The 16,946-nt window shown below is 37.8% G+C and carries 11 protein-coding genes, 1 tRNA gene and 1 pseudogene; 7 read left to right on the top strand and 6 right to left on the bottom strand.

The window, feature by feature from the left end; genetic code table 11:
• Positions 1-305: 305 nt before the first annotated feature.
• Positions 306-1,325 (bottom strand): formimidoylglutamase, encoded by a 1,020-nt coding sequence (locus F0365_RS10535; RefSeq protein WP_169933648.1) that lies wholly within the window; start codon positions 1,323-1,325, stop codon positions 306-308.
• Positions 1,326-1,331: 6 nt separating this feature from the next.
• Positions 1,332-2,582, bottom strand: coding sequence for an imidazolonepropionase (hutI, locus tag F0365_RS10530; RefSeq protein WP_169933647.1), 1,251 nt, complete (start codon positions 2,580-2,582; stop codon positions 1,332-1,334).
• A 128-nt stretch (positions 2,583-2,710) separates the two neighbouring features.
• On the opposite strand from hutI, the gene F0365_RS10525 reads away from it, so the two are divergent.
• The 4 genes from F0365_RS10525 (at position 2,711) to F0365_RS10510 (ending at position 6,555) form a co-directional block, all read left to right on the top strand.
• Positions 2,711-3,868, top strand: a complete 1,158-nt coding sequence (locus F0365_RS10525) for a trans-sulfuration enzyme family protein (RefSeq protein WP_169933646.1) — start codon at positions 2,711-2,713, stop codon at positions 3,866-3,868.
• Position 3,869: 1 nt separating this feature from the next.
• Positions 3,870-4,586 carry a bacillithiol biosynthesis deacetylase BshB1 gene (gene bshB1 / locus F0365_RS10520; RefSeq protein ID WP_169933645.1) on the top strand — a complete coding sequence of 239 codons (717 nt, stop codon included), beginning with the start codon at positions 3,870-3,872 and terminating at the stop codon, positions 4,584-4,586.
• A gap of 119 nt (positions 4,587-4,705) precedes the next feature.
• Positions 4,706-4,781 (top strand) — tRNA-His (locus F0365_RS10515).
• Positions 4,782-5,712: 931 nt separating this feature from the next.
• Positions 5,713-6,555: a M57 family metalloprotease gene (locus tag F0365_RS10510; RefSeq protein ID WP_169933644.1), complete on the top strand. Its 843-nt coding sequence runs from the start codon at positions 5,713-5,715 to the stop codon at positions 6,553-6,555.
• A 147-nt stretch (positions 6,556-6,702) separates the two neighbouring features.
• Here the strand turns inward: F0365_RS10510 and F0365_RS10505 are convergent, their stop codons facing one another.
• From F0365_RS10505 to F0365_RS10490, 4 genes are all read right to left on the bottom strand, one after another.
• The gene (locus F0365_RS10505) at positions 6,703-7,401 is read right to left on the bottom strand and encodes a VIT family protein (protein ID WP_169933643.1); all 699 of its coding nucleotides are present in this window, start codon (positions 7,399-7,401) and stop codon (positions 6,703-6,705) included.
• A gap of 2 nt (positions 7,402-7,403) precedes the next feature.
• On the bottom strand, positions 7,404-8,549 hold the full coding sequence (locus tag F0365_RS10500; RefSeq protein ID WP_169933642.1) for an efflux RND transporter periplasmic adaptor subunit: 1,146 nt from the start codon (positions 8,547-8,549) through the stop codon (positions 7,404-7,406).
• Positions 8,550-8,559: 10 nt separating this feature from the next.
• Entirely contained in the window at positions 8,560-12,894 is a 4,335-nt protein-coding gene (locus tag F0365_RS10495) for a CusA/CzcA family heavy metal efflux RND transporter (protein ID WP_169933641.1), read from the bottom strand.
• Positions 12,895-12,970: 76 nt separating this feature from the next.
• Complete coding sequence (locus F0365_RS10490; protein ID WP_169933640.1) at positions 12,971-13,369, bottom strand: hypothetical protein; 399 nt, start codon at positions 13,367-13,369, stop codon at positions 12,971-12,973.
• 480 nt (positions 13,370-13,849) lie between these two features.
• On the opposite strand from F0365_RS10490, the gene F0365_RS10485 reads away from it, so the two are divergent.
• The 3 genes and pseudogenes from F0365_RS10485 (at position 13,850) to F0365_RS10475 (ending at position 16,858) form a co-directional block, all read left to right on the top strand.
• Positions 13,850-14,476 (top strand): Crp/Fnr family transcriptional regulator, encoded by a 627-nt coding sequence (locus F0365_RS10485; protein WP_169933639.1) that lies wholly within the window; start codon positions 13,850-13,852, stop codon positions 14,474-14,476.
• Between the two features lie 58 nt (positions 14,477-14,534).
• The gene (locus tag F0365_RS10480; RefSeq protein ID WP_169933638.1) at positions 14,535-15,335 is read left to right on the top strand and encodes a sulfite exporter TauE/SafE family protein; all 801 of its coding nucleotides are present in this window, start codon (positions 14,535-14,537) and stop codon (positions 15,333-15,335) included.
• Between the two features lie 117 nt (positions 15,336-15,452).
• Positions 15,453-16,858, top strand: a pseudogene (locus F0365_RS10475) (MBL fold metallo-hydrolase).
• Positions 16,859-16,946: the final 88 nt, after the last annotated feature.

Here is a 16,946-nt window from a genome sequence, read left to right as displayed (position 1 = left end):
GGTTTTATTTAGTCTTTCTTTTGACTTTTCTCAACCTTAAAATTCTCAAAATCATAGAAAATCTACATTTATTGCGTATGATAAAAAGCCAAATAAAAGCCCAGACAAACGATCAAAGCAATAACAGATCGCCACATATATTTCTTTTGTACGTCTTTGATAAATAGCTTACCTAATTCTGAGGAGCGCTCTTTTCTGTCCCTCTTTTGAAATTCCTTTCTAAAAGAGGATAAGTTCTTAAGCGCAAACAGCAACCAAAAAATAATCAGAAAAACAGGAAGAAAAGTAAACTGCCAGCTCATAAATTAAGGAAGACCATTAACTAAAGTTGCCAGTGCTTTACCTACTTGATTTTCATACCCATAACGAGGTGCTGCCTCACAAATATGAATGTATTTAGGGAATTGACGCGCTTTTTTGAGAATTTCATTCATCATACGCCTCAGTTCTTGAAAGGAGTAACCCAATGGCGCTTGCGCACTAGAAGGAAAATGAGCCACCACATCCATATCTATTTCTAGCGCAAAATTGGTGGTATCGACATGCTTTATAGCTTTTAGAACTTCTTGTTGAAGTTTAAAATCTTCAAAATCATAGGAACTGTAATCTATCGCATCACTTTGCGCGATCAGATCAATCATCGGTTGACTCAAGTAATTTTTTTGTATTCCTATCATATAATAGTTTTTCAAGTACCCTTCTTGAATCGCATAGCGAAAACCATTGCCACTATGTCTTGCTTTTGCAGCTCTTAAATCAGTATGTGCATCTATATTGATACAATCTACTGGAACAGAATAACCACTAGCTCTCAATAGCGGATAACTGTTATTATGACCACCGCCTATGACTATAGGTGTTTTTCCTGCTGCTATAATTAAAGAGGCGATTTCACTTACCCGTTGATCCAGCAATATTACTAGATCACTTAATTGCTTTCTATCCTTATGAGAAGATGCTGCTAAATTTTGAGCCTGCAGCATTAAATCTTCTGTATAAACCGTTCCCAAAACACAAAATCGCCTTCCATCATTTAAAGAAGTCTGTTGTAAACTTAAAAAAGATTTTAAAAAGGACTCCCAAGCTTCACTCGCTCCTGCCCTACCCAGATTAGCACGTACCCCAATATCTTCAGGAATACCTAGAATAAGGTATTTTGCCTTTAATTTAGAAAGTTTCTTTAAATCTTCACAAACTTCCATGGACTGCGCAAAGCAAACTGCCTCATCTTCCAATGTTGAAAGGCCTTCTTTATTTAAATCATACCGATGAGAAACGTAATGCTCTCGTTTTTGGTTTGTAAATAGTTTAAAATGCTCCTTCATATCTTTCTAAATAAATTGACCATCAACAACAACTTGATCGATAATAACCCGTCCGAAATTATAGGGTATAGCAGCAATACTCTCTATATTTTTAAAAATCATAAGATTAGCTTTTTTACCTTTAGTGATACTTCCTAGTTCTTCTTGAAGTTCTAATGCATGAGCAGCATTTACCGTAAGCGCATTAAAAGCACGTTGTGGTGTCATCTTCATTTTTATACAAGCCAAAGAAAAAACAAAGTTTAAATTACCTGAAGGCGTACTTCCCGGATTGTAGTCACTTGCCAAAGACACGGCGATATCCCGATCTATCATTTCATTCACTGGCGCATAATCAAGTCCCAGAAAGAAAGAACAACTAGGTAAGGCAGTTGCAATGGTTTTTGAACTTGATAAGGCAGTAAAATCTGAGGCGTCCATAACTTCGAGATGATCTACACTTACCGCTCCAGCTGTTACCGCTGCTTCTACCGCTCCTATAGAGTTGAACTGATTCACATGTACTTTTGTTTTAAGCCCATAAGCACTTCCTGCTTCTATAATACGCAGCATCTCCTTAACTGTAAAATAATTTTGCTCACAAAAAACATCTATATAATCGGCAAGATGTTCTTCTGCTATTTTAGGTAACATCTCCTCTATAATGAGTTTGATATAAGCTTCCCGATCCTCCTTGTATTTCAATGGAAAAGCATGTGCTCCTAGAAAAGTTGACTTTATTGGGATTTTATGATGGTTATTTGTTCCGCTTTCGCGCAAGCGAGATACCACTCTTAGTATTTTTAATTCGCTTTCTAGATTTAGTCCATAGCCACTCTTTATTTCTATGGCTGTAGTACCTTGGGCAACCACTTGGTCCAGTCGCGATCGCGCTTGTTCAAACAGCTCCTCTTCGGTCATTTTTTCTAAAGCAGCGGCACTATTTAATATACCTCCACCTCTAGCGGCAATTTCTTCATAGGAAAGTCCGTGAATCCTATCCTCAAACTCCTTCTCACGAGTACTTGCAAAAACCAGATGCGTATGACTATCGACATAACCTGGCGTGATGATCTGACCGGTACAATCATAGACCTCCTCGGCAGGATGAGGATGGTAATTATCCATACTGCCGTAATCTTTAATCAGACCATCTTCCAACCACAAATAGGCGTTTTTAATCGATGGCAGTTCATCCATTTGACGGCCACGTAATGGTTGATCTGTTTGTTCCCTGACTTGAACTAATTCCCTAATATTTGTAAAAAGCTTGCTCATACCGTGAAGATAATTAACTCCTGAACAATAAACGGAAATTTAAGACGAGCATTTGATGGAGGGTGGCACCTGTTTTATTTCACATTTAATTTACTTTTAATCCTTACAATCTTACTAATTTCGGCAATATGAAAGAAAATAGAAATCCCAACTACGTTTGTGTGCATGCAGGACAGTTAAAAGATGAAGTTTATGGCGGTGCAACGGCCCCTATTTACACATCCACTGCTTATGATTACAGAGGCGAAGGAACCAATTTATATCCGCGTTATTTTAATACTCCTAATCAAGTGGCTCTTGGTAAAAAGATGGCGGCATTAGAACATACGGAAGCTGGAATGATATTCGGTAGTGGGATGGCAGCTATTAGTGCCGTATTTATGGCTTTTCTTAAAACTGGAGATCACGTCATCATGCAGCGGGCTATTTACGGTGGTACTGCTCATTTTGCAGCGGCAGAGTTTGAAAATGTAGGTATTCAATACACCATGATCGAGCATGTGGATCAAGAAAGTCTGGAAGCAAGTTTGAAGCCTAATACTAAGATGGTGTACATAGAAACACCTAGCAACCCATTGTTAGAGGTTACAGATATGGCTTTGGTTTCCGCTTTCGCGAAAGCGAATTCCTTAACAACCGCAATAGATAACACATTTGCCTCCCCTATCAACCAGACTCCTGCCGATTTTGGAATTGATATCGTCATACACAGTGCGACTAAATATTTAGGCGGTCACAGCGATATTTGTGCAGGTACGGTAAGTTGTAGCCAAGTGCATATGGATAGACTCTGGAAAACTGCCAAGAATTATGGCGGTAGCTTAAGTGATCAAACGGTATGGCTGTTAGAAAGAAGTATCAAGACTCTAGCTTTAAGAGTAAAGGCACAATCTAAAAACGCTAAAAAACTAGCTAAATTTTTAGATCAACATCCAGACATTAAAAAAGTAAATTATCCGGGGTTAAAATCGCATCCACAACACCAACTCGCTAAAAAGCAAATGAATGCCTACGGTGGTATGATGTCCTTTGAACTTAAAAAACACATCAATTACACCACTTTCTTAGAAGAACTAGAAGTGATTATGCCTGCCTTAAGTCTTGCAGGTGTAGAAAGTACTATTCTAGCACCTAGTACCACTTCACACAGCCTGCTGACTCCTGAAGAAAGAGAAGAACAAGGTATTTCTGATGGCTTATTAAGGTTTTCTGTAGGTATTGAAGAACCAGAAATTCTTATCGCTGATTTAGAAAATGCGATTGGAAAAAGTCGTAAAAAAAACTAATATGAAATTAGACATACTTGCCGTAGGAGCGCATCCAGACGATATAGAATTGAGTTGTGCAGGAGTTTTACTGAAAGAACAGTCTTTAGGTAAAACAACTGGTGTTCTAGATTTAACTAGAGGCGAGTTGGGCTCCAGAGGCAGTGCAGAAATAAGAGATCAAGAAGCAGCTGCGGCGGCAAAAATCCTTAAACTTTCTGTTAGAGAAAATCTAGCCTTTAAAGATGGTTTTCTAGTAAATGATGAGGTGCATCAACTAGAAGTTGTCAAAATGATCAGGAAGTACCGCCCAGAAATAGTTTTGTGCAACGCTATTAAAGACCGACACCCAGATCATGCAAAGGCATCTGAGTTGACAAGTGTCAGCTGTTTTCTCTCTGGTCTGAAACGTATAGAAACTAGTTTAGACGGGGAAATTCAAGAACCTTGGAAACCCAAACAGGTGTATCATTACATACAATGGCTGGATATAGCGCCTGATTTTGTGGTGGACATTACTGGTTTTATAGATGATAAAATGGCAGCAGTACAAGCTTACGGAACCCAATTCTATCAGCCTGGAGATAAAGGTCCTCAAACACCTATCAACTCAAAAAACTTTTTAGAATCTATAAAATACCGCAGTGCCAACTACGGCAGACTTATAGGAACGGAACATGCTGAGGGCTTTACGAGCGAGCGACATCCGGCTGTAAAGAGTATTTTTGATTTGATTTAAATAAATTGAAAAAAAACTAATATTTTACACCCAGTTTTCAGAATTATATTAAATTTGCATCCGCTAAAGGCGAGTGGTTGAATTCTTGAGATCCACTTAAATAAAACTCACATCGATATGGTGATTGTAGCTCAGTTGGTTAGAGCGCTGGTTTGTGGTGCCGGAAGTCGCGGGTTCGAGTCCCGTCCTTCACCCTTAAGAGTCCTAGAGAAATCTAGGACTTTTTTTATTCTCATAAATTGTTGAAAACAAAGAACTAGGGACGAGAAGTTTATGCTGAATTTAGTTCCGTAAGTCCCGTCCTTCACCCTTAAGAGTCCTAGAGAAATCTAGGACTTTTTTTATTCTCATAAGTTGTTGAAAACAAAGAACTAGGGACGAGAAGTTTATGCTGAATTTAGTTCCGTAAGTCCCGTCCTTCACCCTTAAGAGTCCTAGAGAAATCTAGGACTTTTTTTATTCTCATAAATTGTTGAAAACAAAGAACTAGGGACGAGAAGTTTATGCTGAATTTAGTTCCCTAAGTCCCGTCCTTCACCCTTAAGAGTCCTAGAGAAATCTAGGACTTTTTTTATTCTCATAAATTGTTGAAAACAAAGAACTAGGGACGAGAAGTTTATGCTGAATTTAGTTCCCTAAGTCCCGTCCTTCACCCTAGTTATGTAAAAGTCTTTTATTTTATGCTTTTACTCTTCACGGTACTCTTTATGTGCGTACTAAATAATTATATACCTGCTGTACTAGAAACAGCAAATGCTTCGATAAAATAGGTAGTATCGCTATGTAAATTATGAGTAAATAATTGTCGATAGGTATCTCATTTGCCTTTTTACCAACATACTAGAGCTTTTACTCTATTAAAAAGATAGGGTTTACACTTTATTTAATTATCATTTGTTCAAACCATTCTATGAAATACATCCTAAAACGCCTATTGATAACGTATTTCATCGAATAATAAAAATACTATATAAGTAACTAATGTTTAATAAACAGCTGCTATAACTGGGTAAAATACTTTAATTCGCTTATTTTATAGATGAACGATACATTTTTATTTATTAAAAATTATGAAAAATAGTTCTAGTTTTAGATCGTTAAATAATTAATCCCTAAATCTTTTATTATGAAAAAATCATTTTTCAAAGTCTCTTTACTAGGATTTGCATCAATTGCAATGGTTCTTACCTCTTGTGAGCAAGATCAAGAAATTACAGTTGATCAGACTAAAAGCACCTTAGAACTTGCTAAAGAACACGCAAAAAAAATCGGATACAATCCAGACGATATTGAAATTCGCGATTTCTATTTTCCCGATGGAAAAACTGGAGAACGCATTTTTATTGAAGACGATATTGCGTTAACAGAAGAGCAATTCTTTGGTTTGGAACAAATTCAAACTTTAGAAAAGCAATACCGCACATTTAACTTAGTTACAGGAACTAATAGAACTATTGATATCCTTGGATATACGGCAAATAACGCCAATGGATTATCCAGTAAAGCGCAATCTGGTCTGAGATGGGCGGTAGCTAATTACAATAGACTAAGCGGTGTTTCATTGGACCTCAGGCTTACTTTTGGAACCAATTTCCAAGCAGCAGATATGGTGGTATATGATACTTCTAGCAGTAATTCTAGTAGTGGTGGTGTTGCCGGTTTCCCTAGTAACTCTGGAGTGCCAAATAAATTTGTGCAAATTTATAATTTAGAAGGCTTTTCTACTAATGTAAATGAGCACGTTATTACTCATGAAATAGGACACTCTATAGGTTTCCGTCATAGTGATTATTTTTCACGTCAGTCTTGTGGACAAAGTGGAGAAGCTGCTGGTACGGCAGGTGCTGTATATATTCCTGGAACTGCAACTGGATGGGATCCATCTAGTTTAATGAATGCTTGTTTTTCTGGGAGTACTGACGGAGAGTTCAATAACAATGACGTTACTGCATTGCAAAACATGTATTAATTTTTTAATTACCTCTTAAAATCAAAAGCGCTATCAATGATGATAGCGCTTTTTTTTTATTTTTAAACTTCTAATTTAATCTAGGGAAATTCCAACAGACTGCATCTGATAAAGCCCTTCTAAACAAACCATGTTCCTTCCAACTTTTTAAGCGAGATTTACTTGAAACATGTATCCTATAAGTGCCGTTAACCCCATAGCAAGCGTTCCCCAAAAGGTAATTCTGAGTACTGCTTTTAAAGGGTTAGAACCACCGGCTCTTGCAGCTACGATACCCAGCACCGCTAAAAATAAAATAGCAAAGGCGTACTGTATGTATTCCATACCGTTTAAAGGCGCTAGAAAAGCTACTACCACAGGTAAAAATCCGCCTACGGTAAAAGCCACTCCAGAAGAAAGTGCTGCTTGCAAAGGTTTTGCTTCTGTCATTTCATGTATCCCAAGTTCATCTCTTGCATGCGCTTCTAGTGCATTATGAGCTGTTAACTGTCGAGCTACTTCCAGAGCTGTTTCGGTCGTTAAGCCTCTTCCTTCGTAGATTTTTGCCAATTCTATGAGTTCTTCCTGAGGCGTGTCTATAAGCTCTTGTTTTTCTCGCGCCAAGTCAGATTTTTCTACGTCAGTCTGAGAACTAACTGACACATATTCTCCTGCTGCCATAGATAAGGCACCAGCCACCAAACCTGCTACACCTGCCAGTAAAACAGGATCTCGTGTACTGCTCGCTGCCGCAACTCCTATAATGATACTGGCGGTAGAAAGTATACCATCATTAGCTCCTAAAACTCCCGCTCTGAGCCAGCCGCTGCGATTCATGTAATGCTTTTCTGTTGATTGCTTATGCATGATTAATCTCCTATTAAATTAAAAGCGCCTTGGGTCAAGAACTTTGTCTCTGAATCAAAACTACTCTTATTTTCTATTACAGTAAAACCATTATAACTGCTTTTCACTTTTACTTCTTCTTGATTGAAATAATAGGTATCGCCTTCCTTTTGGTCTAAGACTAATACATAAAACACGCCATCTACTTCTACTACTGCTTCATTAGGTACCGCTTTTGCGAAAGCGGAATCTGTAATAATACTTGCATTTATAAACATTCCTGTTAAAAAGTGGGTTTTCTCTTCATTTTCTAGATGCCCGTGTACTTTAATCGTTCTGTTTTCTTCAATGGATGTACCTACCAAATGCACTTCAGCTTTGTACCTATCTGATGATGCTTCAGGAATTTTAAAGTCGATTTCTTGTCCTTTTTTTATCTTCATAATATCCTTCTCAAAAACAGAAAGTTCCAAGTGAATATGGTCTGTATCGATGATTTCTAAAATTTCAGTGGCTGGTGAAAGATAGCTGCCCTTTGAAATATTCACTTTGGTAATACTTCCTGAGATAGGTGCATAAATACTCACAACCGAACTGATAGTTCCAGAGCGCACAATCGATGGTGAGATGTGGAGCATTCTCAATTGTTTATCTAGACCTGTATGCTTTGCTACGGCAGTTTTATAATCGCTTTCTGCTTTTAAAAAGCTTTTTTGAGAGGTAATATTTTCAGCCTTCATACTTACTTGTCTATTGTACTCCGATTTGAGATAGGATAGTTGCTCATTTACTTCCAGGTACTCTTGCTGTAATTTTATAAATTCAGGATTTTCTAGGGTCACGAGGACTTGACCCTTGCGCACTACATCACCTACTAATAAGGAAGTAGTTTTAATATATCCTCCCATAAAAGCGTTGACTACTGCCCTATTTTCTGGTGGCACATCTATGATACCGTTGACAGAAACAATGCTCGGAAATGATTTTTCTTCTAAGGTTCCTAAAATCATATTGCTATGTTCCAATTGGGCTTGCGTGACCTGAATACGATTATCCATAGCAGCGGTACTTTCGGCTTCTATTTGATCAGATGTATTACTTTGTTCCCCACAACTGTATAGGGCAAGTATTAGACTTAAAGTTATTATGTTATATATATGACGTTTCATAACGTGTTATTTATAGGGTTAGGTAATTAATGGCAATAATGGTTTGATTGTATTCCTTGAGTTTATCGAGATGGCCTAGCTTGATATCATAAGCGCTTTCTAGACTTAAGATGTACTGGTAAAAATCTATTTCACCATTTCTAAAACTACCATCGGCTGTTTTTAATATTTCTTCAGAAAGCTTGTTGCCTTCGTTCTCATAATAATCTAACGCCTCTTGAAGCTGGGTGAGATTCACTTGTAACGCGTCTAACTTTGCACTTAATTGGATTTCATATTCGCTAGATTCTGCTGCAGCGATATCTTCTGCTATTTTTGCTGCTTTGATTCGAGAAGATTGTCCTCCAAAAAGCAGGGGTATTTTTAATCCGAATTGATAACCATAGAGGTTGCCATTCCATTGAGAATTGGAACCTTGAAAGTAGTTCAGACTGATATCAGGTAATAATTTTTGCTTTTCAAAACGGCGTTCTGCTTCTAACAAGGCTATTCTACTCTCATAAAAACTGATTTCTGGACTCTTCCCTATTTCTAGGCTGCGCATACTTACCTTAAGAGAAGGTTCTCTAGCGATAGTAATAGCTTGATCTACTTGAATTACTTTTAGTAAAGTACGGTAAGCAAGCATGACCTCTTTTTGTACTTGCATGTAGGCCAGATTGATTTGCTTTTGTTTAGAGGCAGCAGTGATTTTTTCCAGATAATTGGTCTCTCCCAGTTCAAATCGTCTGGTTGCTATCTTAGAGAAATTAGTGTATAAACTATCTAATTGCTTATACGTCTCTTCCTTTTCTCTAGAGATTTGATAATCATAATAAGCCGCAGTTACTTGACGTTTCATTCCCTTTTCCTTAATATCATATGCGTTTAAAGCAAGGGCAGAATTAGCTTGATTCCGTTTCTTTTCAGAAAAATAAACCGTTGGAAAACTGAAATTCTGCTGAATTCCAAAAACTTGTAAAGGCTCATTATTAAAAGCTAAGTTGTTCTCATCAAAATGATAATAAACCTCTGTTTTATCAAAACTAAAAGCACTGTTGATCAACGCATCAGATTGCTCTACTTGCAAGGCACTCGCTTTTAATCCTTCATTATTTTGAATTGCTAGCGGGATCAAATCCTCCAAGGTTTTAGGTTGTTGCTGCGCCCGTACATTCAGAGAAAATAGTAAGACCAGCACACTTGCACCAGCGATAGCCTTTTTAGAGGAGCCTTTCTTCTTTTCTTTAGATGGTGTATAGAGATAGGCATACAATACTGGAAGCACTACTAAGGTGAGTAAGGTAGCTGTTATTAAACCGCCTATAACTACCGTAGCAAGTGGACGTTGTACCTCAGCACCTACATTTGTAGAAATTGCCATTGGCAAAAATCCTAATGCGGCTGCAGAAGCGGTTAACAATACAGCTCTAAGCCTGTCTTTAGTTCCTTGTTTTATTAAAGCTTCCATACTCTCAAATCCTTCTTTTTGTAATTCTTTAAAATGCTCTATCAGTACAATTCCATTTAATACCGCAATACCAAATAATGCGATAAAACCAACTCCGGCCGAGATACTAAATGGCAAATCTCTTATCCATAACAATAAAACACCTCCTACAGCAGCAAGTGGTATTGCCGAGTAGATCATCAAAGCCTCCTGCACCGATTGGAACGCAAAGTATAAAAGAACAAATATTAAGATAAGCGCTATAGGTACAGCAACCATCAATCGTGATTTAGCACTTTGAAGGTTTTCAAATTGGCCACCGTAAGTGATAGAATACCCCACTGGCAACTTTATATTTTCATCGATAAGTTTTTGTATGTCATCAACTACAGACTGGAGGTCCCGATTGCGCACATTGATACCTACTACTATTCTACGTCTGGTATTATCTCTAGATATTTTGGCAGCTCCTTTTTGGTAACTGATATCTGCCAGCTCACTCAACGGAATTTTCCCGCCAGCCGGTACATCTATGTACAGATTTTTAAGATTATCAATATCTTGACGTTTTTGCTTATCAAGTCGTACTACAAGATCAAATCGCTTTTCACCTTCAAAAACACTTCCTGCTATTTTTCCTGCAAAGCCCATAGATATCATGTCATTCAGCTCTTGAATATTTAGACCGTATCTGGCAATTTTAGCACGGTCGTATTGCACGCTCATCTCTGGTAACCCAGCTACTTTCTCCACAGAAACATCTGCTGCACCTGGCACGTTTTCAATTAAAGCGCCTATTTCACTTCCTTTTTTTGCTAGCACTTCTAGGTCTTCACCAAAAATCTTTACTGCAATATCTGCTCGCACTCCTGTAATCAATTCATTGAAGCGCATCTCAATAGGTTGTGTAAATTCTACTTTCATTCCTGGAATCACTGCAAGTGCCTCTTTAAACTTATCGGCCAACTCATCTTTTGAGGAAGCAGAGGTCCATTCTGATTTAGGTTTTAATACAATAATCACATCACTTTCTTCCATAGACATAGGATCTGTAGGAACCTCAGCAGCCCCTATACGTGTGACTACTTGATTGACCTCAGGAAATTGCTTTAAGAGAATCTCTTCTATTTCTGTAGTTATTTCTATGGTATTACTCAATGATGTCCCCGTTTTCAATATGGGCTGAATCACAAAATCCCCTTCATCTAATGTAGGTACGAACTCGGCTCCCATAGTTGTAAACAGAAAGATGGAGAAGGCTAATAAACCGACAGCAATGCCCATTACTATTTTTTTACTCTGTAACGCCCAATGAATGACAGGTTCATACATTTTATTGAGCCACTTCATTAGTCTAACGGAGATATTTTTATCTGTTGCCGTAGATGGTTTTAAGAATATAGACGCTGCAACAGGCACATAAGTAAAACAAAGAATCATCGCTCCTATAAGAGCAAAACTAAAAGTCAACGCCATAGGTTTGAACATTTTTCCTTCTACGCCACTCAATGATAAAATAGGAATGAATACAATCAGAATGATCAGCTGCCCAAAAATGGCAGAGTTCATCATTTTTGAGGCTCCATTAAAGGTGATTTTATCTTTTAATTCTTGTCGCCCCGCTTTAGCGAGAGCATTAATCTCCCCCTTCTTTCTAGTGATTTCAAAAGCTATAAACTCAACAATAATCACCGCGCCGTCTATAATGATCCCAAAGTCAATGGCTCCCAGGCTCATCAAGTTGGCATCTACCCCAAAAATATACATTAAGGACAAAGCAAAAAGCAAACACAACGGAATAACCGATGCCACCACCAGTCCCGAACGGAAGTTACCTAGGAGCAATACCACCACAAAAATTACGATCAGACAGCCTAAAATTAGGTTTTCACTAACCGTAAAAGTGGTCTTTGCAATAAGCTCGCTTCGGTCAAGAAAGGGATTGATATAAACACCTTCTGGTAATGATTTTGAAATAGAAGCCACCCGTTCTTTTACAGCGTCGATAACCTTTTTAGAATTGGCATCCTTAAGCATCATTACTTGACCAAGGACTTTCTCCCCTTCGCCATTTCCTGTAATCGCTCCAAAACGTATGGCATTTCCAAAACCTACAGTTGCCACGTCTTTAATATAAATAGGAATGCCTTTTTTATTGATTACAACAATGTTCCTTATGTCTTCTAAGGAAGAAACAAGTCCTTCACCGCGAATAAAAAAAGCTTGATTTACCTTTTCAATATAACCTCCACCAGAAACACTGTTGTTCATTTCTAATGCCGTAAAAACATCGCGTGCTGAGATGTTCATCGCATTTAACTTTTCGGTATCTATGGCGACTTCATACTGTTTTAAGAGTCCTCCCCAAGTGTTCACCTCTACCACGCCGGGTATCCCAGAGAGTTGGCGTTTTACAATCCAATCCTGAATAGTCCTCAAATCTTCGGCGGTGTATTGATCTTTAAATTCTGGTTGTACATCAAGAATATATTGATATATCTCGCCTAAGCCTGTGGTGATAGGTCCCATTTCTGGTGTTCCAAATCCTTCAGGTATTTTATCTGAAGCCGATTTGATTTTTTCGGCAATAAGTTGTCTGGGTAAATAAGTTCCCATATCGTCTTCAAAAACAATGGTAACGACAGATAATCCAAACTTAGAAACCGAACGAATTTCCTTTACTCCAGGTAAATTTGCCATTTCTAGTTCTACGGGATAGGTAATGAATTGCTCCATATCCTGAGTAGAAAGATTGCGAGATGTGGTGATGACTTGTACCTGATTGTTTGTAATATCTGGCACGGCACCTATAGGAATTTGTGATAAAGAATACAGCCCAAACCCTACCATAAAGGCGGTAAATAAAAGAACAACAAACTTGTTCTTTATACTGAAATTAATAATTTGTGAAAGCATTTTGTCATAAAATAATATACATGAATAAAACCATAACACAATGGTGCTAGGGAACTTAAAAATAATCCTGATCTATTTATGAAAGCCTCGGTGGCTGGAAAAGTCCTTCTAAGTGTAGGGATGAGGAAGGCTCTTGGTAATGGAAATTATGTTCTTTACACTCTGGAAGTTCCATAGTTTTAAATTCTTCTCTAATAGAATTTAAAATAAAACTAGAACTGGAAGAAAGGTGGGACTGATGCTGGAATGGCAATTGCTCGTGATCTTCTTTTTCTTCTTGGTGATCTTTAGCATGGTCTGCCTTTAATTCTCCGTAATGCTTTGCAATAAATACGATTATGCTATCGCCATATTGCTCGTTATGAAATTGAGCGTGCTCTATAAATTCATCCATCTGAGATATATCATTAACATGCATCCCAAAGCTTTGCATCAGGATGATTAAAGAAACAGATAAGGAAAATAACTTTATCACTCGGTAAAGATAAGAAATTTAAAATGTCCTAATCAGTAACCAATGTTACTTTAAGTGATTATTAAACCTTTTGGATGGACTAAAAATAGAAGTAATGTTCCAAAAGTCAGTTGGTTATAGCATTCTTTTTTTTACAATCCCAGTATTGCCGCAGAGGGAACTTTCTAGAGTCCCAACCATATAAAATTTCCAAGAGAAATAAGCGAGCAGAGTGACGCCCAAAGAGTGAATTAAAATACAGTATAACCACTGGTTTGTGTTCCTGATCCATATATTTATTAGGGTATTCGTATGGCATTTGCAGTAGCTACTTATGTTATTTTACTTCTTTTAGGGAGGGCAAATCATCCTTTGATTATCTTTATAGCGATAATAGCTGTACTTACATTTACTTAGATCTATAATAAGAGCTGTTGCCAGAGCCATATGGTCACACCTCTTTTTTATGTACAACCCGCAGATCGCTAAAAAAAATCACTAATGATACAAGAACTTAAAGAATATTACGGTTCACAGTTTGAACTGCCACTTATAGAAGAAATTAACAATGTAGCTACCTTTATGGAAGTTCCCGCTGGACAAGATTTAATGAAACCGGGTCAGTATATTAAATCAATGCCCCTACTACTTTCTGGAAGTATCAAGATCATGCGACCCGATAGTGAAGGCAATGAGCTATTACTTTACCATCTAGAACGTGGTAATACTTGCGCCATGACCATGACCTGTTGTGTAGGAAATACTAAAAGTGAAATACACGCAGTAACAGAGACTCCTGTAAAACTACTCCTGATTCCTGTAGCTAAAATGGAAGAATGGTCGAGCAAGTACAAAACTTGGCGCAACTTTGTTTTTGCTAGCTACCACACTCGCATGATGGAACTCCTTGAAAGTATCGATAATATAGCTTTTAATAATATGGATGAGCGCCTGGAAAACTACCTCAACGATAAAATTAAAATATTAAATAGTAAGCATATTTACACTACTCATAAAGAAATTGCAGCAGACTTGCACACCAGTCGTGTAGTGATATCCAGATTACTTAAAAAGATGGAAAATATAGGTAAGATAGAACTACATCGCAGTTTTATTGAGGTCTTGTAACTTTTGTTACAAAACATCGATTCTTAACAGATTACCTTTATACCAGCAAACTTCTTCAATGGAAAGCATAGAAATACTTGGATATGTAGGAGCACTTTTAATAGGACTTGTTTTGGGACTTATAGGTGGTGGTGGTTCCATACTTACCGTTCCTATTTTAGTATACGCTCTTGCATTTAATCCTGTGCTAGCCACCGCTTATTCTCTTTTTGTCGTAGGTGCTACATCACTAGTAGGCGCTGTTAAAAATATGATGAAAGGAATGGTAGACTTTAAAACAGCTATTATTTTTGCAGTTCCTGCATTTATAGCTGTATACCTCACTAGAGCATATTTAATACCGGCGATTCCTGAAGAACTTTTTACACTAGGAGGCTTTTTGATTACAAAAAATATAGCCATAATGCTCTTTTTTGCACTCATCATGCTACTGGCATCTGTATCGATGATACGCAACAAAAGCAAAGAACCTGAAGCAGAAAGCATTATTACCTATAATTATCCACTTATCATTATAGAAGGTCTTGTAGTGGGTTTCATTACAGGAATTGTGGGTGCTGGAGGAGGCTTTTTAATCATCCCTGCCTTAGTGTTACTTGCTAAATTGCCTATGAAAAAAGCAGTAGCCACTTCTCTATTTATCATCGCTATTAAATCACTTATAGGCTTTTTAGGTGATGTAAAAAACCTAGAAATAGACTGGACATTTTTACTATCCTTTACAGCAGTTTCTATCGTTGGAATATTTATTGGTATATGGCTCAATAAATTTATTGACGGTAAAAAGCTAAAGAAAGCTTTTGGCTGGTTTGTCCTCATCATGGGCTTCTATATTATTTATAAAGAGCTCATTATGTAACATTAGTTACTGACAAAGAGGCTTATAGGTACTATTTTTATATGGTTCATCTCGTTTTGTGTTTCGCTTTCGCGAAAGCGAAACAGTTCACATTGCGAGGGCATAAAATAAACAAAAATGAAAATAGAACAAATCTATACGGGTTGTCTAGCACAAGGTGCTTATTACATAGAAAGTAAGGGCGAGGTTGCTATTATTGACCCATTAAGAGAGGTGGCTTCCTATCTCGATAGGGCAAAAAAAGACGCTGCACAAATCAAATATATCTTTGAAACCCATTTCCATGCCGATTTTGTTAGTGGTCACGTGACCCTTTCCAAAAAGACTGGTGCTCCTATAGTTTTTGGCCCAAATGCAAACCCAACTTTTGATGCGATTATTGCAAAAGATGGACAAGAGTTCCCACTAGGCGATGTAACTATTATAGCCCTTCACACACCTGGTCATACCATGGAAAGCACCACTTATTTATGGAGAGATGAGCATGGTAAAGACCATGCTATTTTTAGTGGTGATACCTTATTTTTAGGTGACGTGGGCAGACCAGATTTAGCTCAGAAAATAGGTGTTCTATCCGAAAAAGATTTGGCAGGCTTTCTTTATGACAGCTTGCGCAATAAAATAATGCCTCTTTCAGATGATGTTATTGTATATCCAGCCCACGGTGCTGGATCTGCTTGCGGTAAAACATGATGAAAGAAACTGTAGACACTTTGGGCAATCAGAAACAAATGAACTATGCCTTACGAGCAGACATGACCAAAGAAGAATTCATCGACGAAGTCACGCATGGATTAGTACCACCTCCACCCTATTTCCCGCTCAACGTCCAAATGAATAAGGAGGGTTATGAAGACCTTGATGAAATACTCAAAAGAGGCACACAAGCCCTTTCAGTCAAAGCCTTTAAAGCTGTTGCTATAGAAACTGGTGCTGTTGTTTTAGACGTACGCTCTCAAGATGAGTTTGCTAAAGGACATATCCCTAGGTCTATTTTTATAGGTCTTGACGGTAGTTTTGCCCCTTGGGTAGGCACGCTCATTGCCGATGTAAAACAACCCCTACTCCTAGTTACTGCACCAGGCCGTGAGAAAGAAACCCTCACACGACTTTCTCGAGTAGGCTTTGACCATAGTATAGGCTATTTAGATGGTGGTTTTGAATCCTGGAAAAAAGCTGCGATGGAATACGATACCGTAGCTTCTATCACGGCTAGCCAATTTGAAAAAGAAGAAAAAGAAAGACACTTGGAAGTCTTTGACGTGCGTAAAGAGAGTGAATACCTTTCTGAACATGTTGTAGATGCTCAAAATACACCTTTAGAATTTCTCAATGATCATTTAGCTTCCTTTCCAGAGCAAAGCTTTTTTGTGCATTGCGCAGGTGGGTATAGAAGTATGATAGCTGCCTCTATTTTAAAGAGTCGCGGTATACACAATTTGATAGATGTTAACGGGGGCTTTGAAGCCATTAAAGGAACCGGAATAAAAACAACAAATTATGTATGCCCCTCAACACTTTAAACGGCTTCTTGATTTTGTATCTTCGGTAAAATGAGTAGAAAACAGATCGTTTTTTACTGTAGTAATATCTGTGATGCTGCGATATTAA

The sequence above is a fragment of the Nonlabens sp. Ci31 genome, assembly GCF_012974865.1.
In the GTDB taxonomy this organism is placed as follows: domain Bacteria; phylum Bacteroidota; class Bacteroidia; order Flavobacteriales; family Flavobacteriaceae; genus Nonlabens.
The sequence above is the reverse complement of the archived record's forward strand: the minus strand, read 5'-3'. Positions and strand labels throughout refer to the sequence as shown.